Source organism: Pseudomonas sp. DD1, from assembly GCF_044510355.1.
In the GTDB taxonomy this organism is placed as follows: Bacteria; Pseudomonadota; Gammaproteobacteria; order Pseudomonadales; family Pseudomonadaceae; genus Aquipseudomonas; species Aquipseudomonas shahriarae.
In genome coordinates this window covers 57,172-81,948 of the sequence record NZ_MSAJ01000035.1, presented here as the reverse complement: position 1 = coordinate 81,948, position 24,777 = coordinate 57,172, and the positions used below count along the sequence as shown (strand labels likewise).

Sequence of the window (24,777 nt, the reverse complement as noted above, 5' to 3'; positions counted from 1 at the left end):
TTACCGAGAATAATGAGCGATTAGGCGTTTGCCGAGCCCAATAGGTTCAGCACCACCGGGATCAGGGCAGGACTTGTTTGAACGGTTTGACCACGACATCGGCATAGGCGCCGGCCGCCACATACGGATCGGCCTTGGCCCAGGCCTGGGCATCGGCCAGGGAGGCGAACTCGGCGATGATCAGGCTGCCGGTGAAGCCAGCGTCCCCCGGATCATTGCTGTCGACCGCCGGGTGCGGGCCGGCGATCACCAAGCGCCCCTCGGCCTGCAGCGCCTTGAGGCGTTCCACGTGGGCCGGGCGAACGGACAGGCGTTTTTCCAGGGAGTTGGCGACGTCGGTGGCGATGATGGCGTAGAGCATGTCAGTCCTCGGTTTTTGGCGTGGTGGGGTCGGTGTCATGCAGATGGCGCGACAGGTAGATACCCTGGGCAACCAGGAACACCACGGTCATGCCCAGGCTGCCGAACACCTTGAAGTCGACCCAGTAGCTCTGGAAGGTAAAGGCCACGAACAGGTTGGCCGCGCCACAGAACAGGAAAAACCCGATCCAGGCGATATTCAGGCGGGTCCAGATCGGCTCCGGCAGGCTCAGGGCGTGGCCCATGATCCGCTTGATCAGCAGGCGATCACCAATGAAGTGGCTACCGATAAAGGCCAGGGCAAACAGCCAGTTGACCACCGGGGCTTTCCATTTCAGGAAGGTCTCGCTGTGGAAGGCCAGGGTCAGGCCGCCAAAGACCAGGCAGGCGATCAGGGTCAGCCACTGGCTTTTTTCCAGCTTGCGCTGGGAGATGAAGATCGCGCCGTAGACCACTAGGGAGCTGATGATCAGCACCGCCGTGGCGCTGTAGATGCCGCCGAACGACAGCTCATGGCCGCCGATATCAAGGACCCGTGGATCGGTTTTGAAAACGATGAAGAACAGCAACAGCGGGATGAAGTCGATGAATTGTTTCACAGTAAGAGCCAGAAGCTGGATGTGGCGGCATAATAACAAACATCCTTGGTAGCGAAAGCGCCAGCTGACTTGAGGTTACACACTTCCGTGAATGTTGATTTGCACTGCCACAGCACGGCCTCCGACGGCGCCCTGGCGCCCGCGGTACTGGTTGCGCGTGCGTTTGAAAAAGGCGTGCGAGTCCTGTCGCTGACTGACCACGACACCCTCGAAGGCCTGGAAGAGGCGCGTAGTGCCGCCACGGCCCTGGGGATGCATCTGGTCAATGGCGTCGAATTGTCCTGCACCTGGGGCGGCGCGACCATTCATGTCCTGGGCTACGGTTTTGACGTCACGGCCCCGCCATTGGTGGCGGCCATTGCCAATTTGCACGATGGCCGCTGGCTGCGGTCCGAAGAAATAAGCCGCAAACTGGCGCTCAAGGGAATGCCCAACGCGCTGGAGGGCGCCCGAGCGATCCAGCAGGAGCTGGGCGACAGCGGCAACGCGCCGGCCCGTCCGCATTTTGCCGACTGGATGGTGCGTGAAGGGTTCGTCAAGGACCGCGCCGAAGCGTTCCGCAAATGGCTGGGCGCCGGCAAGCTGGGGGACGTCAAGCTGCACTGGCCGACTCTGGAGGACACGGTTGCCACGTTGCGTGCTTCCGGGGCCTGGGTCAGCCTGGCGCACCCCTGGCATTACGATTTTACCCGCAGCAAGCGTCGCAAGCTGATAGGCGACTATATTCAAGCGGGTGGCCACGCCATCGAAGTGGTCAATGGGCATCAACCCGCCGAACAGGTTGGCAGCCTGGCGATTCTTGCCCGTGAATTTGGTCTGCTGGTCAGTGCCGGCAGTGATTTCCATGGCCCAGGCGGCTGGTCGGAGATCGGCGAATATCGCCCGGTCCCGGAAGACTTGCCGCTCCTGTGGGGGCGATTCAAGCATGACCCCATTACCGCCACCGTCTGAACAGGTAGAGAACGTGAGTCAATTTTTCCAGATTCACCCGGAAAACCCGCAAGCGCGGCTGATCAAGCAGGCCGTGGAGATCATTCGAGGCGGCGGCGTGGTGATCTACCCCACGGATTCCTCCTACGCCATCGGTTGCCAGATCGGCGACAAGAACGCCGTGGAGCGCGTAAGACGCCTGCGCGAACTGGACAAGAATCACAACTTTGCGCTGATTTGCAGCGACCTGTCGCAATTGGGCCTGTTCGCCAAAGTCGATACCGGCACTTTCCGCCTGCTCAAGGCCCATACGCCGGGGCCGTACACCTTTATTCTGAATGCCACCCGCGAGGTGCCGCGTCTGTTGCTGCACCCGAAAAAGCGCACTATCGGCCTGCGGGTGCCGGAGCACCCCATTGCCCTGGCGCTGCTGGCTGAGCTGGGTGAGCCGCTGATGAGCGTGTCGTTGATCATGCCCGGCGACACTGAGCCGCTGGAAGATCCCTATGAAATGCGCCAACTCCTGGAAAAGCACGTAGACCTGATCATCGACGGCGGGTACGGCGGCAACAAGGCGTCCACCGTGATCAACCTGGCCGACGGCGAGCCGGAGGTGATCCGTGTGGGTTGTGGCGACCCAGCACCGTTCCTGGTCGAGGCCTGAATGTCGGCCGTGGAAACCGTCGACAGTCAGGCCGGCGCCCAGCAGGAGCTGCCATTTGCCATGGTCTACGGCCAGGCGGTCATGGAAATGCCCCTGGACCTGTATATCCCGCCGGATGCCCTGGAAGTGTTCCTTGAGGCCTTCGAGGGTCCGCTGGACTTGCTGCTGTACCTGATCCGCAAGCAGAACATCAATATCCTCGATATCCCTGTGGCGGAAATTACCCGCCAGTACATGGGCTATGTCGAGTTGATGCAGTCGGTGCGCCTGGAACTGGCCGCCGAGTACCTGGTGATGGCGGCGATGCTGGCGGAGATCAAGTCGCGCATGCTGCTGCCGCGTTCCGAGACAATCGAAGCCGAAGAGGACGATCCCCGCGCCGAGCTGATCCGCCGCCTGCAGGAATACGAGCGCTTCAAGGCTGCCGCCGAAGGCATTGATGGCTTGAGCCGCGTGGGCCGTGACGTAGTGGTGCCCAAGCTCGATGCCCCGGAAGCCCGGGCGCGCAAATTATTGCCGGATGTGAGCCTGGAAGAACTGTTGATGTCCATGGCCGAGGTGCTGCGCCGTGGCGATATGTTTGAAAGCCACCAGGTCAGCCGCGAAGCCTTGTCCACCCGCGAGCGTATGAGCGATGTGCTGGAGCGTCTCAAGGGCGGCGGCTTTGTGCCGTTTGTCGAGCTGTTTACCGCCGAAGAAGGGCGCCTGGGCGTGGTGGTGACCTTTATGGCGATCCTCGAGCTGGTCAAGGAATCCTTGGTCGAGCTGGTGCAGAATGAGCCTTTTGCGGCTATCCACGTGCGGGCGCGAGCCGAATAACGAGCTGAATTGATGAATCTGACTGAACCTCGCGAACTGGCACCGCTGTTGGAAGCCTTCCTCTTGGCCTCGGGCAAGCCGCAATCGCTGGAACGCCTGTTTGAACTGTTTGAAGAGGCCGAGCGCCCGGAACCGCCGGTGTTCAAGAAGGCCCTGGAAATCCTGCGTAAATCCTGTGACGGCCGTGCTTTTGAACTGCGCGAAGTGGCCTCGGGCTATCGCTTGCAGATCCGTGAGAAGTTTTCGCCGTGGGTGGGGCGCCTGTGGGAAGAGCGCCCGCAACGGTATTCCCGGGCGATGCTGGAAACCATGGCGCTGATTGCCTATCGCCAGCCCATCACCCGTGGCGAGATCGAAGACGTGCGCGGCGTGGCAGTCAACAGCCATATCGTCAAGACGCTGCTGGAGCGCGAGTGGATCCGTATCGTCGGCTACCGCGACGTACCCGGCAAACCCGCGATGTTCGCCACCACCAAGGTGTTTCTCGATCACTTCAACCTGAAGAACCTCGACGACCTGCCGCCCTTGGCCGAGCTGCGCGAGATCGAGGCCGAACCGGTGCTCGATTTCGACGATGCCCCGGTGCCGCCCGGCTTGCAGGAGCTGGCTGATGCCAGCGCCGAGCCGGAAGAGCCGAAGGACGAGACCAGTTTCCACACCTTGCTGCTGGAGCTGGACGATATGGAGCAGGGGATCAAGACCGACTTTGATGACTTGCTGCGTGATGGGGCGGTGGCGCCTGAGTCTGAGCCTGAGCCTGAACTTGAGGTAAACGTGGAAGCGGCCCCCGAGGAGGATATCCTCGGCGTGGCTGCGGCCCGCGAAAAACTGCTGGCCGCCGTCGCTGCCCTGGAACAGCCCGAGTTGAGCGAAGAAGAAGCCGAAGCCCGGGCACTGGCCGAAGCCATCGAAAACGAACGCCGCGAATTCGAAGACTGACCCAGAAGCAAATGTGGGAGCGGGCTTGCTCGCGATTGCGGAGTGTCAGCCACTGGATATATGACTGATCTACCGCAATCGCGAGCAAGCCCGCTCCCACATTGGATCTTCTGCACCAGGGAGAATGTATATGAGCTCCACCAAAGACCCCTGCATCAGCCTCTGCAAGTTCAGCGACGATATCTGCGTCGGCTGCGGGCGCAGCAAGCGTGAGATCCGGGCCTGGAAGAAGCTCGACAAGGTCGACAAGCGCGCGGTGCTGGCCGAAGCCGAGCTGCGGCTGATCGCCCTGGGTGCCACCGGTCGGCGGAAAAGCAAATGAGCCGGCCCATATCGACTAGTCTCTGATGCGCAATGCGCGCCATGAGCGTATGATTCGCGACCCTTCGGCGATGCGTTCGCCCAAGACAACAGTTTCAATACCTTCAGGCCACGCCTGAATCGACACACCGGGAGGTGCTTAAGATGAAAGACCAAGACCAGAACGACAGCCAGGAAATCGGCCCAGCCGGCGAGAAACTGCAAAAAGTCCTCGCCCGCATCGGCGTCGGCTCGCGCCGCGACGTAGAAGCCTGGATCACCCAGAAGCGCATCAAGGTCAATGGCGTCGAAGCCACCCTGGGCCAGCGCGTCGATCTGCATGATGCGATCACCATTGATGGCAAGGTCATCAAGCGTGAAGAGGCCGCCGAATCGGTGCGCCGCGTGATCATGTACAACAAGCCCGACGGCGAGATTTGCACCCGTGACGACCCGGAAGGCCGTCCAACCGTGTTCGACAAGATGCCCAAGCCTAAAGAAGGCCGTTGGATCAACATCGGCCGCCTGGACATCAACACCACCGGCTTGCTGATGTTCACCACCGACGGTGAACTGGCCAACCGCCTGATGCACCCGTCCTACGAGATGGACCGTGAGTACGCGGTACGTGTACGGGGTGAAGTCGATGACGAGATGATCGAACGCCTCAAGGCTGGCGTGGTGCTGGAAGACGGCCCGGCCAAGTTCACCGACATCAAGCAGGCCCCCGGTGGCGAAGGTTTCAACCACTGGTACCACTGCGTGGTGATGGAAGGGCGTAACCGTGAAGTACGTCGCCTGTGGGAATCCCAGGGCCTGGTGGTCAGCCGCCTGAAGCGCGTGCGTTTCGGCCCGGTGTTCCTCAACTCGGACCTGCCGATGGGTCGCTGGCGCGAAATGAGCCAGTACGAAGTCGACATCCTCAGTGCTGAAGTGGGCCTGACCCCTGTGGCCATGCCGCAGATGAATGCCAAGAGCAAAGACAAGCTGGAGCGCATGCAGCGTAAATCGTCGCGCCCGGTGGCACGTACCGAACGCGTTGCGCGCACCTTGCGCCCGGCGCTGGATGCTCCGGCTACAGGCGGTCGTATTTCCCGTCAGCCGCAGATCGAGGGCGATCGTCGTCCATCGGCTCCAGCCCGTCAGGATGGCGAGCGTGCACCGCGTACCCCGCGGCCTGCCGGTCGTGGCGAAGCACCAACGGGCGGTCGCAGCAACCGTGGCGATACCGGCCGTGGTGCTCCGCAGACTGATCGCCCAGCCGAAGGTGCCAAGCGTCCAGCCAAGCCCGCGCCGAAAAAGCGCCCAGGGCTCAAACTGGTCGCGGACGAGCCGTCGGGCAAGCGCCGTGGCGCACCGGCAGGTTCCGGCCAGCGTCCGGGGTTTGGGCGTAAGAAGCCTTAAGAGCAGCAGCAAGCTTTAAGCTGTAAGAAAAAGCGTCAACCTGCGGGTTGGCGTTTTTTTTTGCACGCTGTGTGGCGAGCGGGCTTGCCCGCGTCGGGCTGCGCAGCAGCCCCACACTCTGCTGTCTCGGTCTGCCTGGTTGACTGGGTTGTTCTTTCAAGGGACTGCTGCGCAGTCCAACGGGCAAGCCCGCTCGCCACGGGGAGTCGGTGGTGTGTCAGGAATGGCTTCCGCTATGTAACGATTATTTTACGATTGGGCTGAGCCTACGCAGGGCGTGCTCTTGATGAACTTTCTGTGTAAAGAAAATCTTCCATTTGACGAACAATCTCTCCCGCAACCCTCCCTAGCGGATCGAGCGGTGTACAATGCGCCGCGTTTTACTGTGACCCCCCCTTGCGTACCCACGCAAAAGGCCAAGGCTAGCTGCCTTGTTAACTCCGCCCGGCCATAAGCCGGACGGGTTCGATTTCGTCACAGATAAAAACAAACAGGTGACGCATGACCGTTAGAAAGACGCTGGACTCCTGGTGTTTGCGCTGGGGTTTGATCGGCGCTGCTTGAGTCGGTTTCAAAGCAGCATCGTGTATTGAACATCATCAAACCTTGCGTGAGACCCTTTTCATGAGTGGACCCAACTCGCATTCAGGCGAACTGAAGCGCGGCCTGAAAAATCGTCATATTCAATTGATCGCCCTCGGTGGCGCGATCGGTACCGGCCTGTTCCTGGGCTCGGCGGGGGTGCTGAAGTCAGCCGGCCCGTCGATGATCCTCGGCTATGCCATCTGCGGTTTCATTGCCTTTATGATCATGCGCCAGTTGGGCGAAATGATCGTCGAAGAGCCAGTGGCCGGTTCCTTCAGCCATTTTGCCCACAAGTACTGGGGCGGTTTCGCAGGCTTCTTGTCGGGCTGGAACTGCTGGATCCTCTATATCCTGGTGGGCATGTCGGAGCTGACGGCGGTCGGCAAGTATGTGCATTACTGGTGGCCGGAGATTCCGACCTGGGTCTCGGCGGCGGCCTTTTTCGTGCTGATCAATGTGATCAACCTGGCCAACGTCAAAGTGTTTGGCGAAGCCGAGTTCTGGTTTGCGATTATCAAGGTGGTGGCGATTATCGGCATGATCGCCCTGGGCAGCTACCTGCTGGTCAGCGGCACCGGCGGGCCCCAGGCGTCGGTGACCAACCTGTGGGAACACGGCGGGTTCTTCCCCCATGGTGTCGGCGGCCTGGTGATGGCCATGGCAATCATCATGTTCTCCTTTGGCGGCCTGGAAATGCTCGGTTTTACCGCCGCTGAAGCGGACCAGCCACGCACCGTGATCCCCAAGGCGATCAATCAGGTGATCTACCGCATCCTGATTTTCTACATTGGCGCCCTGGTAGTGCTGCTGTCGCTGACGCCGTGGGACAGCCTGCTGGTGACCCTGAATGCTTCCGGCGATGCCTATAGCGGCAGCCCGTTCGTGCAGGTGTTCTCGATGCTGGGCAGCAACACCGCCGCGCATATCCTCAACTTCGTGGTGCTGACGGCGGCGCTGTCGGTGTACAACAGCGGCACCTACTGCAACAGCCGCATGCTGCTGGGCATGGCCGAGCAAGGCGACGCCCCGGCGGCGTTGGCGAAGATCGACAAGCGCGGTGTACCGGTGCGTTCGATCCTTGCCTCGGCGGCCGTCACCCTGGTGGCGGTGTTGATGAACTACTGGATCCCGCAGCATGCCCTGGAATTGCTGATGTCCCTGGTGGTGGCCACGTTGGTGATCAACTGGGCGATGATCAGCTTCTCGCACTTCAAGTTCCGCCAGCACATGAACCGCACCGGTCAGGTGCCACTGTTCAAGGCGCTGTGGTACCCCTATGGCAACTACGTGTGCCTGGCGTTTGTGGTGTTTATCCTGGGGGTCATGTTGTTGATTCCGGGGATCCAGGTCTCGGTGTATGCGATTCCTGTCTGGCTGGCCTTTATGTGGGTGTGCTATGTGCTCAAGAACAAGCGCAAGGCTCAGGCTGACGTGAGTGCTGTATCCTCGCTGAACCCCTAGCCCACCGCGTAGGGGCCGGCAACCCGGCCTCTACCCTCGCTCACGGACCCGCTTTCGATGTTGGTGATCTCCAGTAACGTGCACCTGCCCGATGCCGAAATCGAGTTGACGGCTATCCGCTCCCAGGGCGCTGGCGGGCAGAACGTCAACAAGGTCTCCAGCGCCGTGCACTTGCGCTTCGATATCGGCGCTTCGTCGCTGCCGCCGTTCTACAAGGAACGCTTGCTGGCACTGCGTGACAGTCGGATTACCAGCGACGGCGTATTGATCCTCAAGGCCCAGCAATACCGGACCCAGGAACAGAACCGCGCCGATGCCCTGGAGCGCCTGGTGGAGTTGATCCTCAGCGCGACCAAGGTCGAGAAAAAACGCCGCCCGACCAAGCCCACCCTGGGCTCGAAAAAGCGTCGCCTGGAATCCAAGACCAAGCGCGGCAGCATCAAGGCCGGGCGCGGCAAGGTGGATTTCTAGCCGGCGTTACGTTCGTCGCGGTATTTGGGGGCCTGGCGATACAGGTACAGGCTCAGCAGCAGCCCGGCGAAGGCCGCCAGCGCGGCAAACAAAAAGATCGAGGCAAAGCCGAAACCCGCCGCAATCGCCCCGGCCAGCGGCCCGGTGATACCCAATGACAAGTCGATAAACAACGAATAGGCCCCTACCGCCGCGCCACGGCTGGAGGCGGGTACCAGGTTGACCGCTTCAACCCCCAGCGCCGGGAACACCAGGGAAAACCCGAAACCGCTCAAGGCCGCGCCCGCCAGGGCCAGCTCGGCGCTCGGGGCCAGCCATAACAGCAGCAGGCCGAGGGTTTCCACCGACAGGCAGGCAATCGCCACGCGAAACCCGCCGATCCGGTTGATCAGGTTGCCGAACAGCAACCGCGCCCCGATAAAGCTGGCGCCGAACAGGCTCAGGCACAGCACTGCGTTATCCCAGTTGCGGGTCGCGTAATACAGGGTGATAAACGTGGCGATGGTGCCAAAACCGATGGAACCCAGGGCCAGCCCGCAGCCGTGGGGCAGCACGCGACCGAGCACATGCATAAAGGGCAAGCGCTCGCCGACCACAATGGGCGCCGCGACTTTCGGCCAGGCCAGCAACAGGCCCAGCACCGCCAGGGCAATAATGCTGGCACCCATGCTCCACAGCCCGAACCGACTGACCAGCAGCACCCCCAGCGGGGCGCCAATCGCCAGGGCGCCATAGCTGGCAATGCCGTTCCAGGAGATGACCTTGGCGGTATTCACCGCGCCGACCCGGCCGATGCCCCAGCCAATGGAGCCCGAACCCACCAGGCTTTCGGCACTGCCCAGCACCAGCCGGCCAATCAACAAGCTGGCCAGGCTCAGGGCCGGCAGGTGGGTCAGGGCGGCGGATGCCAGCATGAACACCCCGCTCAAGCCGCAACCGGCCAGGCCGTACATCACCGCGCGCTTGCTGCCGCGGTTGTCGATGATGCGCCCGGCGTAGGGCCGGCTCAGTAGGGTGGCCAGGTACTGCACGCTGATCACCAGGCCCGCGATCACGGCGCCAAAGCCCAGGTCGCTGTGGACATAGCCCGGCAATACGGCCAGGGGGATGCCGATATTCAGGTAGCCGATAAAGGTGAACAGCACGATGGAAACGACTTGCAGCGTGACCGCCATGGGGCGCTGGGTATCTGGCATGGGAAAGATCCACTGTCGCGGCAGGAAAAGATAGGTTGCTTATGATACCGGTGCTTTACGCTGCCAGAAAATCATTCACCACGGCAACTGTGGCAAAGGGGCTTACTGTGACCAGAGGGCTTGTGGTGGCTAGGGGGCTTGCTGTGGCGAGGGGGCTTGCCCCCGTCGGGTGGCGTAGCCGCCCCAAAACCTGCCACCTCGGTTTACCTGACAGGGGGGCTGCTGCGCAGCCCAACGGGGGCAAGCCCCCTCGCCACAGGATAAAAATCAGGGGGTTTCGGGGTCGAGCATGCGCGTGGTCACCAGCGCGGCCAGGGCGTTTTCCTGGGTGCCAAAGCGCTTGAGCAGCAGCGCCTGTTTTTCCGGGCTGAGGCGGCTCCATACGTCGACCATTTGCAGGGCGGCGCCGAGTAACGCTTCATCGGGGGAATTGTGGGGGGTATCGGGCATGTGGCGTGTCTCTTGATTCAGGCGGTGTGGAAAGCGCGCAATGTCACGCTTTCCACACGGTCTGGGTGCTGCGGTCAGTCGTCGCTATCGCTGTCGACCGGTGTTGCCTGTGCCGGCGCTTGTTTGTCACTGCCGGCCTGTTGCGGGGTTGGCTGCTCAGTCTCGTGCAGGCTTGGGAAGGGGAGATTGGGAATCTCGTGCATCGTCGTCGCTCCTCGCAAGGTCTGTTGTGCAATTGCAGATGTGCCACGCTTTTCACAAAGCCTGGGCAGGATACAGCACTGCAAATGACAAAAAGACTTTTATCTCGCCAAATGCGCAAACCTTCATCTACCCGGCGCAAGTGACAAGAGGTCACAGGCTGGCCTGGCGTTCCATGGCAGCTTTGTAGAGCGAGTTTTTCGGCTGGGCAAAGACCCGCGCCAGCATCGGTTCGAAAAAGCTCAGGGGCAGGGTGGCATAGGCGGGGTCGAACGCCGCCGCGTCATACAGTGCGCAGAACTCGATGGTTTGCTCGTACTGCGGGTGTTCGCCAAATTGCTCGCGCAGGTGGCGATCCATACCCAGATGATGAAAGAAATAGTAACCCTGGAAAATCCCGTGCTTTTCCACCATCCACAGGTTCTGCGGGCTGACGAACGGCTTGAGGATGGCGGCGGCAATGTCCGGGTGATTGTAGGAACCCAGGGTGTCGCCGATGTCATGGAGCAGCGCGCAGACCACATATTCTTCGTCGCGGCCATCTTGCCAGGCGCGGCTGGCGGTTTGCAGGGAATGGGTCAGGCGGTCCACCGGGAAACCGCCGAAGTCACCTTCCAGCAGGCGCAGGTGCGCGAGGATCCGTCCGGGCAGTTGGCGGGCGTAGGCACTGAAGTCGGCAGCGATGATTGCCCAGTCTTCCTGGGTGCCGTCCTGCATATGGGTAAAGCGGGCCTGTTGGCTCATCGACATGTCTCTTATTGTTTTGCGGGTTTAGAACGGTACCTTGCCCAGAATCATGTCGCGGTACATCACGAAATCACCCAGCAGGCTGTAGAACGGATGCTGGAACGTGGCCGGGCGGTTCTTTTCAAAGAAGAAGTGGCCGATCCAGGCAAAGCTGTAGCCGGCCACCGGCAACACCCACAGCAGCCACCAGGCACCTTTGCCGACGGCGAAGGCGAGAATAAAAATCACCAGGCTGGTGCCGATAAAATGCAGGCGCCGGCAGGTGCTGTTGCCGTGTTCGCTCAGGTAATACGGATAGAACTCGGCGAAGCTATTGAATTGTCTGACATTTTCCACGTTGGCCGGCCCTCTGTTTGTTGTTGTGCCCGACGGATGTTCGGCGGGGAGCTTATTTGAGTCTAGAGTCATCACAGGCAAGGGCCAGTGACAATAGACGCCACTTTAGTATCCTTGGGTTCCGGGCTGCGGTTTCAGCCGTCCCTTCATAGAACGCGCGCAAGAAAACGCCATGAACGAACGAACCACTTCTGCAAGTTGGGCGATGGGGATAGTCAAGGCGCTGGAGCTCGATGGCCTGGATTGCCGTGCCCTGTTCCAACAACTGGGCCTGGATTATCGCGCCCTGGATGACCCCGATGCGCGTTTCCCCCAGGACTCCATGACCCGGCTCTGGCAGCGCGCGGTAGAGCTGTCGGGCAATCCGGCCATTGGCTTGAATATGGGCAAGGTGGTGCGTCCGGCGTCCTTCCATGTGGCGGGTTATGCCTTGATGTCCAGCAGTACCCTGGCTGAAGGCTTTGCCCGGCTGGTGCGTTACCAGCGGATCATTGCCGAAAGTGCCGACCTGAGTTTCCGCCTGTTACCCGAAGGCTATGCGCTGATCCTCACGGTCCACGGCGACCATCTGCCACCCACCCGGCAAAGCGCCGAGGCTTCGCTGGCCTGTGCCCTGGCGTTATGTGGCTGGCTGACCGGGCGCACCTTGCAGCCGCGCAAGGTGCTGGTGCAGGGCGATCAGCCAGTGGACTTGGAGCCTTACAAGCAGGCCTTTCATGCACCGCTGGTGTTCAATGCGCCGTATGACGCGCTGATCTTCGAGCGGGCGGACATGGAAGCGCCGTTGCCCACCGCCAATGAGGCGATGGCGCTGCTGCACGATCGGTTTGCCGGGGAGTACCTGGCGCGGTTTTCCGAGAGCCGGGTGACCCACAAGGCCCGCCAGGTGCTGTGCCGGCTGTTGCCCCAGGGCGAGCCCAAGCGTGAGGTGGTGGCGCAGACGTTGCACTTGTCCCAGCGCACCTTGCAGCGGCGCTTGCAGGAGGAGGGCACCAGCTTCCAGGCTTTGCTCGACGACACCCGCCGCGAGCTGGCCGAGCAGTACCTGGCGCAGCCGAGCATGACCCTGCTGGAAATCGCCTACCTGCTGGGGTTTGCCGACCCGAGTAACTTCTTCCGCGCGTTTCGCCGCTGGTTCGATGCCACGCCCGGCGAATACCGGGCGCGGCTGCAGGAAACGTCGGTGAGTGTCAGTGGCGCCAGAACGCCGGAATGCACAGCACAAACACCGTAATGATCTCCAGCCGGCCCAGCAGCATGCCCAGGGACAGGATCCACTTGGCGGCGTCCGGTAGGGTCGCGAAATTGCCAGCCGGGCCAATGGTTTCGCCCAGCCCCGGACCTACACCGGAGACGGTACTGGCGGCGCCGGTCAAGGCGGTCATCCAGTCCACGCCCAGCAGCGACAGGGCCAGGGCAATCATGCAGATGGTGATGGCGAAGAAGAACGAGAACGTCAGGATCGAACGCACGATTTCTTCGTCGAGGCGATGGCCGTTGTATTTCTGCTTGATCACCGCCCTTGGGTGAATCAACTGGTTCAAGTTGGCCTTGAGCAGGATATAGGCGACCTGGAAGCGGAAGATCTTGATCCCGCCGGCGGTGGAGCCCGAGCAACCGCCGACAAAGCCCAGGTAGAAGAACAGCATCAGCGAGAAATTGCCCCACAGGCTGTAGTCGCCCAGGGCAAAGCCGGTAGTGGTCACCACGGACGTGACGTTCAGCGCGACATGGCGCAGTGCATCCAGCCAGTGCAGGTTGGTGGTCCACCAGTACCAGGTGCCGAGCACCACCCAGGTCACCAGCAGCATCGCCAGCAAACCTTGTACCTGCTGGTCCTTGATCAGCGCCTTGCGGTTGCCACGCAATGTCGCGACATACAGGGCAAACGGCAGGCTGCCCATGATCATCACCACGATCGCCACCCAATGCACCGCCGGCTGTTTCCAGTGGGCCAGGGACTCATCGGAGGTGGAGAACCCACCAGTGGAAATGGCCGACATCGCGTGGTTGATCGCGTCGAACAAGCCCATGCCGGCCCACCAGAACCCGAGGCTGCCGAGGATAGTAATCCCCACATAGGCCGCCACAATCAGGCGCGCCACCATATGGGAGCGCGGCATGACCTTTTCGGAGCGGTCCGAGGATTCGGTCTGGAACAGGCGCATGCCCCCGATGCGCAGCAGCGGCAGGATCGCCACCGCCATGCCGATAAAGCCGATGCCGCCGAGCCAGTGCAGCATCGAGCGCCACATCAGGATGCCCGGTGACATGGTGTCCAGGCCGCTGAGCACGGTGGCGCCGGTGGCGGTAATGCCGGACATGCTTTCAAAAAATGAGTCGGTATAGCTGATGTGTTGGGTCAGCAAAAACGGCAGCGCGGCAAAGATGCACACCACCACCCAACTGCTGACCGTCAGCAGGTACATGTCCCGGGGGCGCAGTTGCACCTGCTCCGGACGCCCGGGAATCACCAGGGCCAGGCCGGCGATAAAAGTGATCATGCTGGCCCAGAGAAAGGACGGCAGGTCGCTGGTGCGCTCGAAAAACATCAAGGTGGCCATGGGCACGACCATGGCGACCGCGAGGGTAATCAGGAAGATGCCGATGATGAAACCAATGATCCGCAGGGTCGGCATTGCCATGAATAGCGCTCGGGTAACAGTCGGAGGCGCCATTCTACCTACGGTGCAGGGCTTGTAAACCGGGGGCTGCAAAGGGGGGCGCGGATCTGATGTAGGACTTGGCTTAACAGGGGCGCTGGCTTGTGTGGGAGCTGGCTTGCCTGCGATGGCGGTGGGTCAGGCCCGAATGCTTGACTGAGCCACCGCCATTGCAGGCAAGCCAGCTCCTACAGGGGAGAGGGCGCCTGCAAACGATGAATACAAAAAAGGCGACCCGAAGGCCGCCTCATTCAAACCGCGTGGATCAGAACTCGTGATCAGCGGTATCCGGGTTCAGGTCACCGATGCCCAGCTTGCCAGCCGCTTGCTCGATGGAGCCGGTCTGCTTGACCAGGGCGGCGATGGCATCGCGCACGATCTGGTTGCCCGCCGTGTTGCCGGCGGCGATCAATTGGTCGTAGTGCTCACCCTTGTTGGCATGGTCGACCATGACCTGGATCTTCGCTTCGGTAGCCGCCAGGTCAGCCTTGAGGGCTGCATCGGCGGCCGGGTCGACCTTGGCCACCAGGGACGACAGGCTGGCGCCGGTCAGCTTGGTGCCATCGGCGCGGGTGTACTCGCCCAGGTAGACGTTGCGGATGCCCTTGGCGTCGTAGAACTGCGAATTGTGGGTGTTGTCGCTGAAGCAGTCGTGCTCGTCTTCCGGCGAGTTGGCTTCCAGGGACACTTTCATGCGCTCGCCCGCCAGTTCACCCAGGGACAGGCTGCCCATGCCGAACAGCATCTTGCGCAGGCCGTCGGTCGCAGGTTCTGCTTCCAGGGTGGCGCGGTAGTTGTCTTCGACGTTGGGTTTCCAGTTGCCGACCATTTCTTCGAGGTCGCTGACCAGCAGTTGGGTCACGGCGCGCAGGTAAGTGCGGCGACGCTCGTTATGCCCACCGGTGGCGCCGTCGCCTTGCAGGTAGTCCGACGCTGGACGGTTGCCGGCGCCAGGGCCGGTGCCGTTCAGGTCCTGGCCCCACAGCAGGAATTCGATGGCGTGGTAGCCGGTGGCGACGTTGGCTTCGGAGCCGCCCAGCTCATTGAGGCTGGCGAGTTTTTCCGGGGTGATTTCCTTGACGTCGACCTTGTCTTCGCCGACCTGGATCTCGGTGTTGGCGATGATATTGGCAGTGGCGCCCGGGTTGCCGAGGGCGTGTTCGTAGGACTTGTCGACATAGTCGATCAGGCCTTCGTCCAGCGGCCAGGCGTTCACCTGACCTTCCCAATCGTCAATGATGGTGTTGCCGAAGCGGAACACTTCGCTCTGCAGGTACGGTACGCGCGCGGCGATCCAGGCGGTACGGGCGGCCTTCAGGGTCTCGTCGTTGGGGTTGGCGAGGAAGGTGTCGATCGCGGTCTGCAGGGTTTTTGCGGTGGACTCGGAGTCGCTGTACACCGCGAACACCAGGTCTGCGTAGTGCGCGACGACTGCCTTGGCGGCGGCCTCGTCAACCTGGCCGGCGGTAGCGGCAGCCGCTGGAGCGGTAGTGCTGGCAGCTGGCGTCGGCGCCTGAGGCGCGGCAGCCTTGTCTTTGCCCTCGCCGCAGCCGGCGAGAGAAATGGCGATGGCCAGCAGACTGGCGGTGGCCAGGGGCATACGAATCATGGCGAACATCCTGCTTCGGTAGTGGATCGGGGCGCAGTGCAGCGCGCAAAACTGCAACATAATGCGAAAGATTTGCATTTTCTGTAAAGGGTTAACGCAGGAAAAGTTTCACAGTCAGGCGCCAGCCCCCCAAGGCCGTGCCTTGGGGGGCATTAAGGCTTTACAGGATGGCGGCGTTATTGCGCTCGGCTTGCTTGAGATAGGCCGCCAGCTCACGGGCGGGCAGGGGTTTGCTGTAGTGATAGCCCTGACCTTCGTGGCAGCCTTCGCTGATGATGTAGGCTTCCTGCTCGGGTGTTTCCACACCTTCGGCGATGACCTGCATGCCCAGGCTTTTGCCCAGCTGGATGATCGCCCGCACGATGGTCGCATCGTCGTCGTCGTCCAGCAGGTCCTGGACAAAGCTCTTGTCGATCTTGATTTTGTCCAGAGGCAGGCTTTTCAGGTAACTCAGTGACGAGTAGCCGGTACCGAAATCGTCGATGGCAATCAGCGCGCCGGAGCGGCGCAGGCTCAGCAAGTGCTGGGCGGCGGTGCTGATGTCTTCCATCAGGCCGGTCTCGGTCACTTCCAGTTCCAGGCTGCGCGGCGGCAGGCGATAGATCTGCAGCAGGTTGTTGACCACCCGTGGCAGTTCGGCGTGGTGCAGTTGCACCGTGGATAGGTTGACCGCCATGCGCAGCTCGGTAAAGCCCTGGTCATGCCATTCGCGCAATTGCCGGCAGGCCTGGTCCAGCACCCACTCGCCAATGGGGATGATGGTGCCGTTCTGTTCCGCCAGCGGGATAAACAGGTCCGGTGGTACCAGGCCGTGTTCCGGGTGCTGCCAGCGAATCAGCGCCTCGACGCCGACCACGCGATGATCGGCATAGCTGATCTGCGGTTGGTACACCAAGTGAAACTGGTCGCGGCCCAGGGCTTCGCGCAAGTCTTTCTCCAGTTCGCGGCGACGGCGCATCTCGCTGTCGACACTGGCGATATAGAACTGATAGCGATTGCGCGAGCGGCTCTTGGCCAGGGTCATGGTCTGCTCGGCCTTTTGCAGCAGTTTCTCGGTGCTGTCGCCGTCTTCGGGGAACAAGGTGATACCGATGGTGGCGCGCAGGCGGATCTGTTCGTGGTCGAGGGCGAACTCGGCTTCCAGGTCATCGAGGATGCTCTGTGCCAGCTCGGCGGCTTCGTAGGGTTGCTCGATATCGGCCTGGACCAGGGCGAACTGGTCGCCGCCCAGGCGCGCCAGGGCGCCGAGGCGCCCACTGTGGGCACGCAAGCGGTCGGCCAGGGCCAGCAGCAACTGGTCGCCGGCCTGGTAGGTGTACTGCTCGTTGACACTCTTGAAGTCATCCAGCCCCACGCACAGCACCGCGACCCGGCGTTGTCGGCGCCCGGCGTCGACCAGGATCTTGTCCAACTGTTCCTGCAGTTTCTGGCGGTTTGGCAGGCCGGTAAGAAAGTCGTACTGGGCCATGCGCAACAGGCTGTTTTCTGCTTCGTGGCGCAAATGGGTGTTGCGCTCGATAGACGCCAGTAACTGGTTGGCAGTGTTGATCCACAGCCCCAGTTCATTCTTTTCGTGGCCTTTGAGTTGCGGGATCTTGTGCTCGCTGGGGCGGTCGGGATTGATCGAGCTCAGGTGGCTGATGATCCGCGACAGGGGCTTGGTCAGCAGCCAGTGATAGACCAGGTACAACACCAGGCCCATGGCCAGGGCGCGCAGCACCCCGGAGATAAAAATGATCCCCGAATTGACGATAAAGCCCCGGCCATAGGTGGCGGTGTCGAGGGTGATGCTCAGGTCGCCGTAATACTCGCTATAAGGCCCGCGCCCTACCAGCGGGGTGGTAAAGGTGCGTTCCCGTCCCAGAATCACGTCCGTCAGCCAGCGGGTGGGGGACTGCTGCAAGTCCCGGCTTTTTTCGGCGAGCATGGGTTCATTGGGATGGCCAATGGAGGCCATGCGCACCGCATCATCCTGAAACAGGCCTTCGATGACTTGCATACCCATCTCACGGTCCAGGCTGTAGACGGCCTGGGTCGAGGGGTCGCGAAACATGTCGAGGATGCGCTGGGCATCGCCTGCCACCGCCTGGCGCGTCTTGTAGGCATCAAAGACGATCTGCGCCACGCTCAGTGCCACGCCCACTATCAGTGCCGACAACAGCACCACCCGGAGCAACTTCACCGACAAGCTGTTTTTGAGTTCCAGCTTCAAAGGGTTATTCCTTGTTCCATGCGGGTAGCCTCAATATGCCATGAGTATTGGCAATCCCGTGGTGGCAGTCAAAGGAACATTGCGGTGCGTGGCGTCTGGACGCTAGCGGGGCAAGATCTGGAAGGCGATGGGCGGATCAAATCTTCCGCCCTTTTGCACGGCTGGCGGGCGTACAGGCGTAGGCTTTTCTGCCTGTCGCAAGAGCACGTCGATGGCCTCAAGGGTGCGGGTAGGTAATCTGCATATCGACTTTGGCGTGTACATCTTCGGCTATTTTGCCGGGTTCTTTCTCCTCGTCTTCACCTGACTTGCCCTTTATTGCATTCCCCAGCACTCCCGCCAAGGCACCCACAAGCTCTCCGATCCCTGGCATGGCGCCCTTGGCGAGTTCCATTATTCCAAGCATGGTTGATACTCCTAAAATAGATGAGGGAGTTATTTCTCTCACCGGCTCAGTGGTCAATTGCTGTCGGTGAGTTCCACGGGTGTTGGGTGAGGTGGTTTCAATCTGGCACAAAAAAGCCCGGCAAACGCCGGGCTCTTTTTTACTGCAAGGGTTACTTACGCAGTGAAGGTCTTGCCTTCGAACTGCTCGGCAACGAACTTCCAGTTGACCAGGTTCCAGAACGCTTCCACATACTTTGGACGCACGTTGCGGTAGTCGATGTAGTAGGCGTGTTCCCAGACGTCGCAGGTCAGCAGCGGGGTGTCGCCGCTGGTCAGCGGGTTGCCGGCGCCGATGGTGCTGGCCAGGGCCAGGGAACCGTCAGCCTTTTTCACCAGCCAGCCCCAACCGGAACCGAAGGTGCCGACCGAAGTCTTGGTGAACTCTTCCTTGAACTTGTCGAACGAACCGAAAGCGGCGTTGATCGCCTCGGCCAGTGCGCCAGTCGGTTGGCCGCCAGCGTTTGGCGCCAGGCAGTTCCAGTAGAAAGTGTGGTTCCAGACCTGGGCGGCGTTGTTGAAGATGCCACCCGAAGAGGATTTGACGATCTCTTCCAGGGTCTTGCCTTCGAACTCGGTGCCAGGCACCAGGTTGTTCAGGTTCACGACATAGGTGTTGTGGTGCTTGTCGTGGTGATACTCCAGGGTTTCCTTGGAGATGTGCGGCTGCAGGGCATCGTGTGCGTAGGGCAGCGGCGGCAATTCGAAAGCCATGATAATTCTCCTAATCAGGTCAGTTGCGGTGAGCGCAAGGCCGATCACGGGCGGCCAAACAAGCGCCGGGGAGTTTGTACTCTTTGCGGCGCAGGGGCTGGATCATAGCACCGGGGGTGCGGCAAAACCACGCAACAACTGTGTGGGATAGAGGTTCCAGAGCGTTTTGGAATATTCCTCAGGTGCTGATCAATTGATAGGCCACGCTGAACATCATCACCGCCACCAAAAGGTCCAGCAGGCGCCAGGTCGCCGGGCGCGCGAGCCACGGGGCCAGCCACGCCGCGCCCAGGGCCAGGGCGGAAAACCAGAGGAACGACGCACTGGCGGCGCCTGCGACATAAGCGCCCGGCTCGGTTTGCTGGGCGCCCAGGGAACCGATCAGTAACACCGTGTCCAGGTACACATGAGGGTTGAGCAGGGTTACGGCCAGGGCGCTGAGCATCACCGCGCGCAATGAGCGCACCTTCTGGCCCTCGCCTTGCCCCAGGCTTTGCCGCGAACAGGCGCGGCGCAAGGCCAGGGCGCCATACCACAGCAGGAAAGCCGCGCCGCCCCAGCGGGCAATCGCCAGCAATAACGGGTTGTGCGCCAGCACCGTCGCCAGGCCAAACACCCCGGCGGCCACCAGCAGCGCATCACACACCACGCACAAGGCCGCCACTGGCAGGTGATGTTCGCGACGCAGGCTCTGCGCCAGCACAAACGCGTTTTGCGTACCGATAGCCATGATCAGCCCGAGGGCCACCAGCAAGCCGTTCACATAACTTTGCCACATAGGATTCACTCCGCGCCCGCTGCCAGTTGTTTCAATACATCCATTGCCCGCTCGGCATCGTTGCTGCCGACAAACAAATGGTCGTGGTAGTAGCCGGCGACCACGTTGCAACTGATCCCGGCACGTCCCAGGGCAGTGGCGAAGGCGGCGGTCAGGCCGACGGCCTCCAGGGCTGAATGCACGTTCAAGGTGATCCATGCCGCCACGTACTCGAAGCTCAGGCCGGCCTGTTCGGCCTGTTGGCGCTCGACAATCACCGTCAAGCCTTCCTGTTCGCGAAAGCTGCCGATCACTTCGCAGTCGGGCAGGCGGTTGTCGGCCAGGGTGCAGAACACATAGTCGCCCGCGTTGAGCTGTGGGCTCATGCTGCGCAGCAGGGTTGCCAGGGCGGTTTCGCCAGCCATTGGAAGATCCTTGAAAGAAGATAAACACGGGATGCTGGTCATTCTCCGGTCTGGCGCTGTATAAGAAAAACCAATATTGCTCATCGCTCATTAGGAAAACTGATGTTCGACTACAAATTGCTCTCTGCCCTGGCGGCGGTGGTTGAACAGGCCGGCTTCGAACGTGGCGCCCAGGTGCTGGGCGTGTCGCAATCGGCTATTTCCCAGCGCATCAAATTGCTCGAAGCGCGTATCGGTCAGCCAGTACTGGTGCGCGCAACGCCGCCCACCCCCACGGAAATCGGCCGGCGCCTGCTTAACCATGTGCAGCAGGTGCGCCTGCTGGAGCGCGACCTGCAAAGCCAGGTGCCGGCGTTGGACGAGGAGGGCATGCCGGAGCGCCTGCGCATTGCCATCAACGCCGACAGCCTGGCCACATGGTGGGGGCAGGCGGTGGGGGATTTTTGCGCCGATCAGCATGTGTTGCTGGAGTTGGTGGTGGAAGACCAGACCGTCGGCCTCAAGCGCATGCGCGCCGGCGAAGTGGCGGCCTGCGTCTGCGCCAGCGAGCGCCCGGTGGCCGGTGCCCGCAGCCTGCTGCTGGGGGCTATGCGCTATCGGGCCCTGGCCAGCCCGGCGTTTATCGCCCGGCACTTTCCCGGCGGGGTGCGCGCCGATCAGTTGGTCCGGACCCCGGCGCTGGTATTTGGCCCGGATGATTTCCTGCAGCATCGCTACCTCGCGTCGCTGGGCGTGGACGGCGGTTTCGAACACCATTTATGCCCGTCTTCCGAAGGGTTTATCCGCCTGGCCGAGGCCGGCCTGGGCTGGGGGCTGGTGCCGGAGTTACAGGTGCGTGAGCAACTGCAGCGTGGGGTGTTGGTGGAGTTATTGCCAGATAAACCCATTGATGTGCCGTTGTACTGGCATCATTGGCGCAGCGGTGGGCAATTGCTCGGCTTGTTGACCGAGCATCTGGCGCGGGCGACCGGCCAGTTGTTGGTGCCGTTGGGGTGACTGCTGGCGTCAACGCAACTGCGATGAAAAATGTAAAGAACACGGAGTAATACATGAAAATTCTGGTCACCGGCGCAAGCGGCTTCATTGGCGGGCGCTTTGCGCGCTTCGCCCTGGAGCAGGGCCTGGACGTGCGGGTCAACGGGCGGCGGGCCGAGGGTGTCGAGCACCTGGTACGGCGCGGCGCCGAGTTTATCCAAGGTGATCTGAATGATCCGGATCTGGTGCGCAACCTGTGCCGCGACGTCGAAGCCGTCGTGCATTGTGCCGGTGCCGTAGGGTTGTGGGGGCGTTACCAGGACTTTTACCAGGGCAATGTGCAGGTGACCGAAAACGTGGTCGAAGCCTGCCTGAAACAGCGGGTCGGGCGCCTGGTGCACTTGTCGTCTCCGTCGATCTATTTCGATGGCCGCGATCACCTGGGGCTGACCGAAGAGCAAGTGCCCAAGCGCTTCAAGCATCCCTATGCGGCCACCAAGTACCTGGCCGAGCAAAAAGTCTTCGGTGCCCAGGAGTTCGGCCTAGAAGTGCTGGCCCTGCGCCCGCGCTTTGTCACCGGGGCCGGGGATATGAGCATCTTCCCGCGACTGTTGAAAATGCAGCGCAAAAACCGCCTGGCCATCGTCGGCGACGGCCTGAACAAGGTTGATTTCACCAGTGTGCACAACCTCAACGAGGCCCTGCTCAGCAGCCTGCTGGCCACCGGCTCGGCGTTGGGCAAGGCCTATAACATCAGCAATGGCGCGCCGGTGCCGGTGTGGGACGTGATCAACTACGTGATGCGCCAGATGGAAATGCCCCAGGTCACGCGTTACCGTTCCTACGGCTTGTCCTATAGCGTCGCGGCGCTCAATGAAGCCTTCTGCGCGATGTGGCCGGGGCGTCCGGAGCCGTCACTGTCACGCCTGGGCATGCAGGTGATGAACAAGGATTTCACCCTGGACATCAGCCGCGCGCAGCACTACCTCGATTACCAACCCAGGGTCAGCCTGTGGACAGCGCTCGACGAATTTTGCCACTGGTGGAAAGTCGAGGAACCGGGCTCCCAGTAGCCTTCGCAACACCGGGAACCGATTTTTCGGTTGCCGCTCGACCAAGGCGACGGGCCAGGGGTTTATACTCCCGCCGCTTGGTTTTTTATGTGGCTATCTCAAGGTTGATTCATGCGTAACGATACTAAAGACGACTTCGACAATGTGCCGAGCCTGCGGGCCGACGTTGGCGATGACGATGATTTTGTGCCGACAGCTGCCACCTCCATCCGCTCGCGCCCGGCGCCGGTGGTCAAGGTCAAGAGTGCCAGTACCGGGCCGTTGTGGGCCCTGGTCGGCGCGCTGCTGTTCGCCTTCGTGGGCCTGGCCTGGTGGAGTTTCCAGCAGATCTCCCTGATGGGGCAGCAACTGGTGGCCACCCAGGAAAGCTTTGCGCGCATCAGCGAAGAAGCCGCCGGCCGCTTGCAGGACATTTCCGGCAAGGTGGTGGCCAGTGAGGCCATCGTCAATACCGGTAGCGAAGCGCTCAAGTTGCAGATCAAGCAGTTGGAAAGCCAATTGCTGGAGCAGGGCAAGCAACAGTTGGGCGTGGCGGGCCAGGCCACCGACCTGGACAAGCGCCTGGCGCAGATGAGTGCCAGCACCACGGACCTGGCCACCGCCAATACCCAGTTGCAGGCCCAGGTGCTGAGCCTGGTCAATGAATTGACCGCCCTCAAGGCCGCACAGGCCGAAGCCGCCAAATTGAATGCCGACGTCAAGGAACTGGGCACGGAGGTGGCCGCCTTGAAGAAGCAGGGCAATCCGGCCACGGCCATTGCACGCCTGGAACAGGACCTGCTGGTGGTCAAGAGCGAACTGGACAACCGCGCCGCCACCGAAGGGCCGTCGAATAAAGAGTTCGACGTGTTCCGTATCCAGACCACCCGCAACATCACCACCTTGCAAACCCAGATGCAGAACCTGCAACGGGAGGTGAGTGCGCCGGCCAAGGTCACGCCTCTGGGCCAGTGACGCCATTGTTACTTTTGGGGCCGGCTTGCCGGCTCTTGCCAATGTCACCAATCGGTGACATTTCCTCGCTCTTTCGTTACATGCCCTCTCCCGACCCTTGTTTAGACTGCGGTCATCCCATAAAAACAAAAAGGGCCACCCATGATCATGCAACCACTGCCTGCCAGCAGTTGGCTGAACGCCCCTGCCCATCACGCCTGGCTCGCCGCCGAAGGCCAGCGCCTGCTGGGTTTTGCCAAGGCCTCGCGGCTGCCTGAAGGCTTCGGCAACCTCGATGTACAGGGCCGTCTGCCCGTCGATGCCCACGCCGAAACCATGAACACCGCCCGCATGACCCACAGCTTCGCCATGGCTCACGCCCAAGGGCTGCCGGGCTATGCCGAGCTGGTGGAGCACGGTGTGGCCAGCGTCACCGGCCCGTTGCGGGATGCCGAGCATGGCGGCTGGTTTGCCGTCGCCGGCGCGGGTGATGGCAATACGGGCAAGGCCGCCTACCTGCACGCCTTTGTCGCCCTGGCCGCCAGTTCCGCAGTGGTGGCGGGTGCCCCTGGGGCGCAAGCGTTGCTGGCGGATGCCATACAGATCATCGACCAGCATTTCTGGTGCGAGGAGGAGGGCGCAATGCTTGAATCCTTCGCCCGGGACTGGAGCGGTGAAGAAGCCTATCGCGGCGCCAACAGCAATATGCACGCCACCGAAGCCTTTCTGGCCCTGGCCGATGTCACCGGCGACACGCGCTGGCTGGGGCGGGCGCTGCGTATTGTCGAACGGGTGATCCATCGGCACGCCGCCGCCAATGAATTTATGGTGATCGAGCATTTCGACCGCTATTGGCAACCCCTGCACCGTTACAACGAAGACAACCCGGCCGACGGCTTTCGCCCCTACGGCATCACTCCCGGGCACGGCTTTGAATGGGCGCGCCTGGTGTTGCACCTTGAAGCCGCACGCCAGCAGGCGGGGCTCGTCACGCCAGCGTGGTTGCTGGAGGATGCCAAGGCTTTGTTCGCCAGCGCCTGCGAGTATGGCTGGTCGGTGGACGGTGGCCCGGGCCTGGTCTACACCCTGGACTGGCACTACCGCCCGGTGGTGCGCGAGCGTCTGCATTGGACCCACGCCGAAGCCAGCGCGGCCGCCCAGGCCCTGCTCAAGCGCACCGGCGAGTGGCATTACGAGGTCTGGTACCGGCGCTTCTGGGAGTTCTGTGAAACCCACCTGATCGACCGGGTCCAGGGCAGTTGGCACCACGAACTCGACCCGCAAAACCTGCCCGCCAGCAAGATCTGGGGTGGCAAGCCGGACCTGTACCATGCCTGGCAGGCCGTATTGCTGCCGGGCCTGCCGTTATCCCCAAGCATGGCCAGTGCGCTGGGGGCCGGCTGCTATGTCACCAAGTGGTGACATTTGCCCGTCCCTTTGTTACGTGCCTGGCAAAAATCCCTGTTTAGAATCCTATGCAGCGCAAGCTCCAGACTTGCATGCATAACAA

Annotated in this window: 27 protein-coding genes; 13 read left to right on the top strand and 14 right to left on the bottom strand. The window is 61.6% G+C overall.

Annotation, left to right across the window (positions count from 1 at the left end):
• Positions 1-61 precede the first annotated feature (61 nt).
• The gene (locus tag PSFL_RS21895; RefSeq protein ID WP_057439992.1) at positions 62-361 is read right to left on the bottom strand and encodes a YciI family protein; all 300 of its coding nucleotides are present in this window, start codon (positions 359-361) and stop codon (positions 62-64) included.
• A gap of 1 nt (position 362) precedes the next feature.
• Complete coding sequence (locus tag PSFL_RS21890; protein ID WP_057960504.1) at positions 363-959, bottom strand: septation protein A; 597 nt, start codon at positions 957-959, stop codon at positions 363-365.
• 87 nt (positions 960-1,046) lie between these two features.
• Here PSFL_RS21890 and PSFL_RS21885 point away from each other — a divergent pair, with 87 nt between their 5' ends.
• The 8 genes from PSFL_RS21885 (at position 1,047) to arfB (ending at position 8,532) form a co-directional block, all read left to right on the top strand.
• Positions 1,047-1,910, top strand: coding sequence for a PHP domain-containing protein (locus PSFL_RS21885; RefSeq protein ID WP_057960503.1), 864 nt, complete (start codon positions 1,047-1,049; stop codon positions 1,908-1,910).
• A 13-nt stretch (positions 1,911-1,923) separates the two neighbouring features.
• Positions 1,924-2,553 carry an L-threonylcarbamoyladenylate synthase gene (locus tag PSFL_RS21880; RefSeq protein ID WP_057439989.1) on the top strand — a complete coding sequence of 210 codons (630 nt, stop codon included), beginning with the start codon at positions 1,924-1,926 and terminating at the stop codon, positions 2,551-2,553.
• A gap of 120 nt (positions 2,554-2,673) precedes the next feature.
• Positions 2,674-3,372 carry a ScpA family protein gene (locus PSFL_RS21875; RefSeq protein WP_169851199.1) on the top strand — a complete coding sequence of 233 codons (699 nt, stop codon included), beginning with the start codon at positions 2,674-2,676 and terminating at the stop codon, positions 3,370-3,372.
• Positions 3,373-3,384: 12 nt separating this feature from the next.
• On the top strand, positions 3,385-4,311 hold the full coding sequence (gene scpB / locus PSFL_RS21870; RefSeq protein WP_397470480.1) for an SMC-Scp complex subunit ScpB: 927 nt from the start codon (positions 3,385-3,387) through the stop codon (positions 4,309-4,311).
• Positions 4,312-4,441: 130 nt separating this feature from the next.
• On the top strand, positions 4,442-4,633 hold the full coding sequence (locus tag PSFL_RS21865; RefSeq protein WP_057439987.1) for a DUF1289 domain-containing protein: 192 nt from the start codon (positions 4,442-4,444) through the stop codon (positions 4,631-4,633).
• Positions 4,634-4,776: 143 nt separating this feature from the next.
• Positions 4,777-6,015, top strand: a complete 1,239-nt coding sequence (rluB, locus tag PSFL_RS21860; RefSeq protein ID WP_057960500.1) for a 23S rRNA pseudouridine(2605) synthase RluB — start codon at positions 4,777-4,779, stop codon at positions 6,013-6,015.
• Between the two features lie 624 nt (positions 6,016-6,639).
• Positions 6,640-8,061 carry an amino acid permease gene (locus PSFL_RS21855; RefSeq protein ID WP_057439985.1) on the top strand — a complete coding sequence of 474 codons (1,422 nt, stop codon included), beginning with the start codon at positions 6,640-6,642 and terminating at the stop codon, positions 8,059-8,061.
• A 57-nt stretch (positions 8,062-8,118) separates the two neighbouring features.
• Positions 8,119-8,532 carry an alternative ribosome rescue aminoacyl-tRNA hydrolase ArfB gene (arfB, locus tag PSFL_RS21850; protein WP_397470479.1) on the top strand — a complete coding sequence of 138 codons (414 nt, stop codon included), beginning with the start codon at positions 8,119-8,121 and terminating at the stop codon, positions 8,530-8,532.
• Here the strand turns inward: arfB and PSFL_RS21845 are convergent.
• The 5 genes from PSFL_RS21845 to PSFL_RS21825 all read right to left on the bottom strand — a co-directional run bounded on the left by PSFL_RS21845 (position 8,529) and on the right by PSFL_RS21825 (position 11,462).
• Complete coding sequence (locus tag PSFL_RS21845; protein ID WP_057960499.1) at positions 8,529-9,728, bottom strand: MFS transporter; 1,200 nt, start codon at positions 9,726-9,728, stop codon at positions 8,529-8,531. The two genes, arfB and PSFL_RS21845, sit on opposite strands and share 4 nt — an antisense overlap.
• A 267-nt stretch (positions 9,729-9,995) precedes the next feature.
• Positions 9,996-10,178, bottom strand: a complete 183-nt coding sequence (locus PSFL_RS21840) for a hypothetical protein (protein WP_115128812.1) — start codon at positions 10,176-10,178, stop codon at positions 9,996-9,998.
• A 74-nt stretch (positions 10,179-10,252) separates the two neighbouring features.
• On the bottom strand, positions 10,253-10,381 hold the full coding sequence (locus PSFL_RS21835; RefSeq protein ID WP_258558642.1) for a hypothetical protein: 129 nt from the start codon (positions 10,379-10,381) through the stop codon (positions 10,253-10,255).
• Positions 10,382-10,532: 151 nt separating this feature from the next.
• The gene (locus PSFL_RS21830; RefSeq protein WP_397470478.1) at positions 10,533-11,123 is read right to left on the bottom strand and encodes an HD domain-containing protein; all 591 of its coding nucleotides are present in this window, start codon (positions 11,121-11,123) and stop codon (positions 10,533-10,535) included.
• A 27-nt stretch (positions 11,124-11,150) separates the two neighbouring features.
• A complete protein-coding gene (locus tag PSFL_RS21825) occupies positions 11,151-11,462 on the bottom strand; it encodes a DUF962 domain-containing protein (protein WP_057439981.1) in 312 nt (103 codons plus the stop codon).
• Positions 11,463-11,634: 172 nt separating this feature from the next.
• Here PSFL_RS21825 and PSFL_RS21820 point away from each other — a divergent pair, with 172 nt between their 5' ends.
• Positions 11,635-12,696: an AraC family transcriptional regulator gene (locus PSFL_RS21820; RefSeq protein WP_115128811.1), complete on the top strand. Its 1,062-nt coding sequence runs from the start codon at positions 11,635-11,637 to the stop codon at positions 12,694-12,696.
• Here PSFL_RS21820 and PSFL_RS21815 read toward each other — a convergent pair.
• From PSFL_RS21815 to PSFL_RS21785, 7 genes are all read right to left on the bottom strand, one after another.
• Positions 12,653-14,107, bottom strand: coding sequence for a TrkH family potassium uptake protein (locus PSFL_RS21815; RefSeq protein WP_057439979.1), 1,455 nt, complete (start codon positions 14,105-14,107; stop codon positions 12,653-12,655). The genes PSFL_RS21820 and PSFL_RS21815 overlap by 44 nt on opposite strands.
• Positions 14,108-14,390: 283 nt before the next feature.
• Complete coding sequence (locus tag PSFL_RS21810) at positions 14,391-15,734, bottom strand: imelysin family protein (RefSeq protein WP_057439978.1); 1,344 nt, start codon at positions 15,732-15,734, stop codon at positions 14,391-14,393.
• Positions 15,735-15,894: 160 nt separating this feature from the next.
• A complete protein-coding gene (locus PSFL_RS21805) occupies positions 15,895-17,946 on the bottom strand; it encodes a bifunctional diguanylate cyclase/phosphodiesterase (RefSeq protein ID WP_170045578.1) in 2,052 nt (683 codons plus the stop codon).
• Between the two features lie 217 nt (positions 17,947-18,163).
• Positions 18,164-18,352: a hypothetical protein gene (locus PSFL_RS21800; RefSeq protein ID WP_057439976.1), complete on the bottom strand. Its 189-nt coding sequence runs from the start codon at positions 18,350-18,352 to the stop codon at positions 18,164-18,166.
• Positions 18,353-18,507: 155 nt separating this feature from the next.
• Entirely contained in the window at positions 18,508-19,104 is a 597-nt protein-coding gene (locus PSFL_RS21795) for a superoxide dismutase (protein WP_003212997.1), read from the bottom strand.
• 178 nt (positions 19,105-19,282) lie between these two features.
• A complete protein-coding gene (locus PSFL_RS21790) occupies positions 19,283-19,882 on the bottom strand; it encodes a LysE/ArgO family amino acid transporter (protein ID WP_057439975.1) in 600 nt (199 codons plus the stop codon).
• 5 nt (positions 19,883-19,887) lie between these two features.
• The gene (locus PSFL_RS21785) at positions 19,888-20,286 is read right to left on the bottom strand and encodes an ACT domain-containing protein (protein ID WP_170045580.1); all 399 of its coding nucleotides are present in this window, start codon (positions 20,284-20,286) and stop codon (positions 19,888-19,890) included.
• Between the two features lie 102 nt (positions 20,287-20,388).
• On the opposite strand from PSFL_RS21785, the gene PSFL_RS21780 reads away from it, so the two are divergent.
• From PSFL_RS21780 to PSFL_RS21765, 4 genes are all read left to right on the top strand, one after another.
• Entirely contained in the window at positions 20,389-21,282 is an 894-nt protein-coding gene (locus tag PSFL_RS21780; protein WP_397470477.1) for a LysR family transcriptional regulator ArgP, read from the top strand.
• A gap of 53 nt (positions 21,283-21,335) precedes the next feature.
• Positions 21,336-22,334, top strand: coding sequence for an NAD-dependent epimerase/dehydratase family protein (locus PSFL_RS21775; RefSeq protein ID WP_397470476.1), 999 nt, complete (start codon positions 21,336-21,338; stop codon positions 22,332-22,334).
• A 111-nt stretch (positions 22,335-22,445) separates the two neighbouring features.
• Positions 22,446-23,288 (top strand): hypothetical protein, encoded by an 843-nt coding sequence (locus PSFL_RS21770; protein ID WP_057439969.1) that lies wholly within the window; start codon positions 22,446-22,448, stop codon positions 23,286-23,288.
• Between the two features lie 141 nt (positions 23,289-23,429).
• Positions 23,430-24,689 (top strand): AGE family epimerase/isomerase, encoded by a 1,260-nt coding sequence (locus PSFL_RS21765; protein WP_397470475.1) that lies wholly within the window; start codon positions 23,430-23,432, stop codon positions 24,687-24,689.
• Positions 24,690-24,777 lie beyond the last annotated feature (88 nt).

Bases quoted from the DNA above. Each gene is read 5' to 3' on its own strand.
- PSFL_RS21895 (WP_057439992.1), bottom strand. From the start codon at position 361: ATGCTCTACGCCATCATCGCCACCGACGTCGCCAACTCCCTGGAAAAA.
- scpB (WP_397470480.1), top strand. From the start codon at position 3,385: ATGAATCTGACTGAACCTCGCGAACTGGCACCGCTGTTGGAAGCCTTC.
- PSFL_RS21865 (WP_057439987.1), top strand. From the start codon at position 4,442: ATGAGCTCCACCAAAGACCCCTGCATCAGCCTCTGCAAGTTCAGCGAC.
- rluB (WP_057960500.1), top strand. From the start codon at position 4,777: ATGAAAGACCAAGACCAGAACGACAGCCAGGAAATCGGCCCAGCCGGC.
- PSFL_RS21855 (WP_057439985.1), top strand. From the start codon at position 6,640: ATGAGTGGACCCAACTCGCATTCAGGCGAACTGAAGCGCGGCCTGAAA.
- arfB (WP_397470479.1), top strand. From the start codon at position 8,119: ATGTTGGTGATCTCCAGTAACGTGCACCTGCCCGATGCCGAAATCGAG.
- PSFL_RS21845 (WP_057960499.1), bottom strand. From the start codon at position 9,728: ATGCCAGATACCCAGCGCCCCATGGCGGTCACGCTGCAAGTCGTTTCC.
- PSFL_RS21840 (WP_115128812.1), bottom strand. From the start codon at position 10,178: ATGCCCGATACCCCCCACAATTCCCCCGATGAAGCGTTACTCGGCGCC.
- PSFL_RS21835 (WP_258558642.1), bottom strand. From the start codon at position 10,381: ATGCACGAGATTCCCAATCTCCCCTTCCCAAGCCTGCACGAGACTGAG.
- PSFL_RS21830 (WP_397470478.1), bottom strand. From the start codon at position 11,123: ATGAGCCAACAGGCCCGCTTTACCCATATGCAGGACGGCACCCAGGAA.
- PSFL_RS21820 (WP_115128811.1), top strand. From the start codon at position 11,635: ATGAACGAACGAACCACTTCTGCAAGTTGGGCGATGGGGATAGTCAAG.
- PSFL_RS21815 (WP_057439979.1), bottom strand. From the start codon at position 14,107: ATGGCAATGCCGACCCTGCGGATCATTGGTTTCATCATCGGCATCTTC.
- PSFL_RS21810 (WP_057439978.1), bottom strand. From the start codon at position 15,734: ATGATTCGTATGCCCCTGGCCACCGCCAGTCTGCTGGCCATCGCCATT.
- PSFL_RS21800 (WP_057439976.1), bottom strand. From the start codon at position 18,352: ATGCTTGGAATAATGGAACTCGCCAAGGGCGCCATGCCAGGGATCGGA.
- PSFL_RS21795 (WP_003212997.1), bottom strand. From the start codon at position 19,104: ATGGCTTTCGAATTGCCGCCGCTGCCCTACGCACACGATGCCCTGCAG.
- PSFL_RS21790 (WP_057439975.1), bottom strand. From the start codon at position 19,882: ATGTGGCAAAGTTATGTGAACGGCTTGCTGGTGGCCCTCGGGCTGATC.
- PSFL_RS21785 (WP_170045580.1), bottom strand. From the start codon at position 20,286: ATGGCTGGCGAAACCGCCCTGGCAACCCTGCTGCGCAGCATGAGCCCA.
- PSFL_RS21780 (WP_397470477.1), top strand. From the start codon at position 20,389: ATGTTCGACTACAAATTGCTCTCTGCCCTGGCGGCGGTGGTTGAACAG.
- PSFL_RS21775 (WP_397470476.1), top strand. From the start codon at position 21,336: ATGAAAATTCTGGTCACCGGCGCAAGCGGCTTCATTGGCGGGCGCTTT.
- PSFL_RS21770 (WP_057439969.1), top strand. From the start codon at position 22,446: ATGCGTAACGATACTAAAGACGACTTCGACAATGTGCCGAGCCTGCGG.
- PSFL_RS21765 (WP_397470475.1), top strand. From the start codon at position 23,430: ATGATCATGCAACCACTGCCTGCCAGCAGTTGGCTGAACGCCCCTGCC.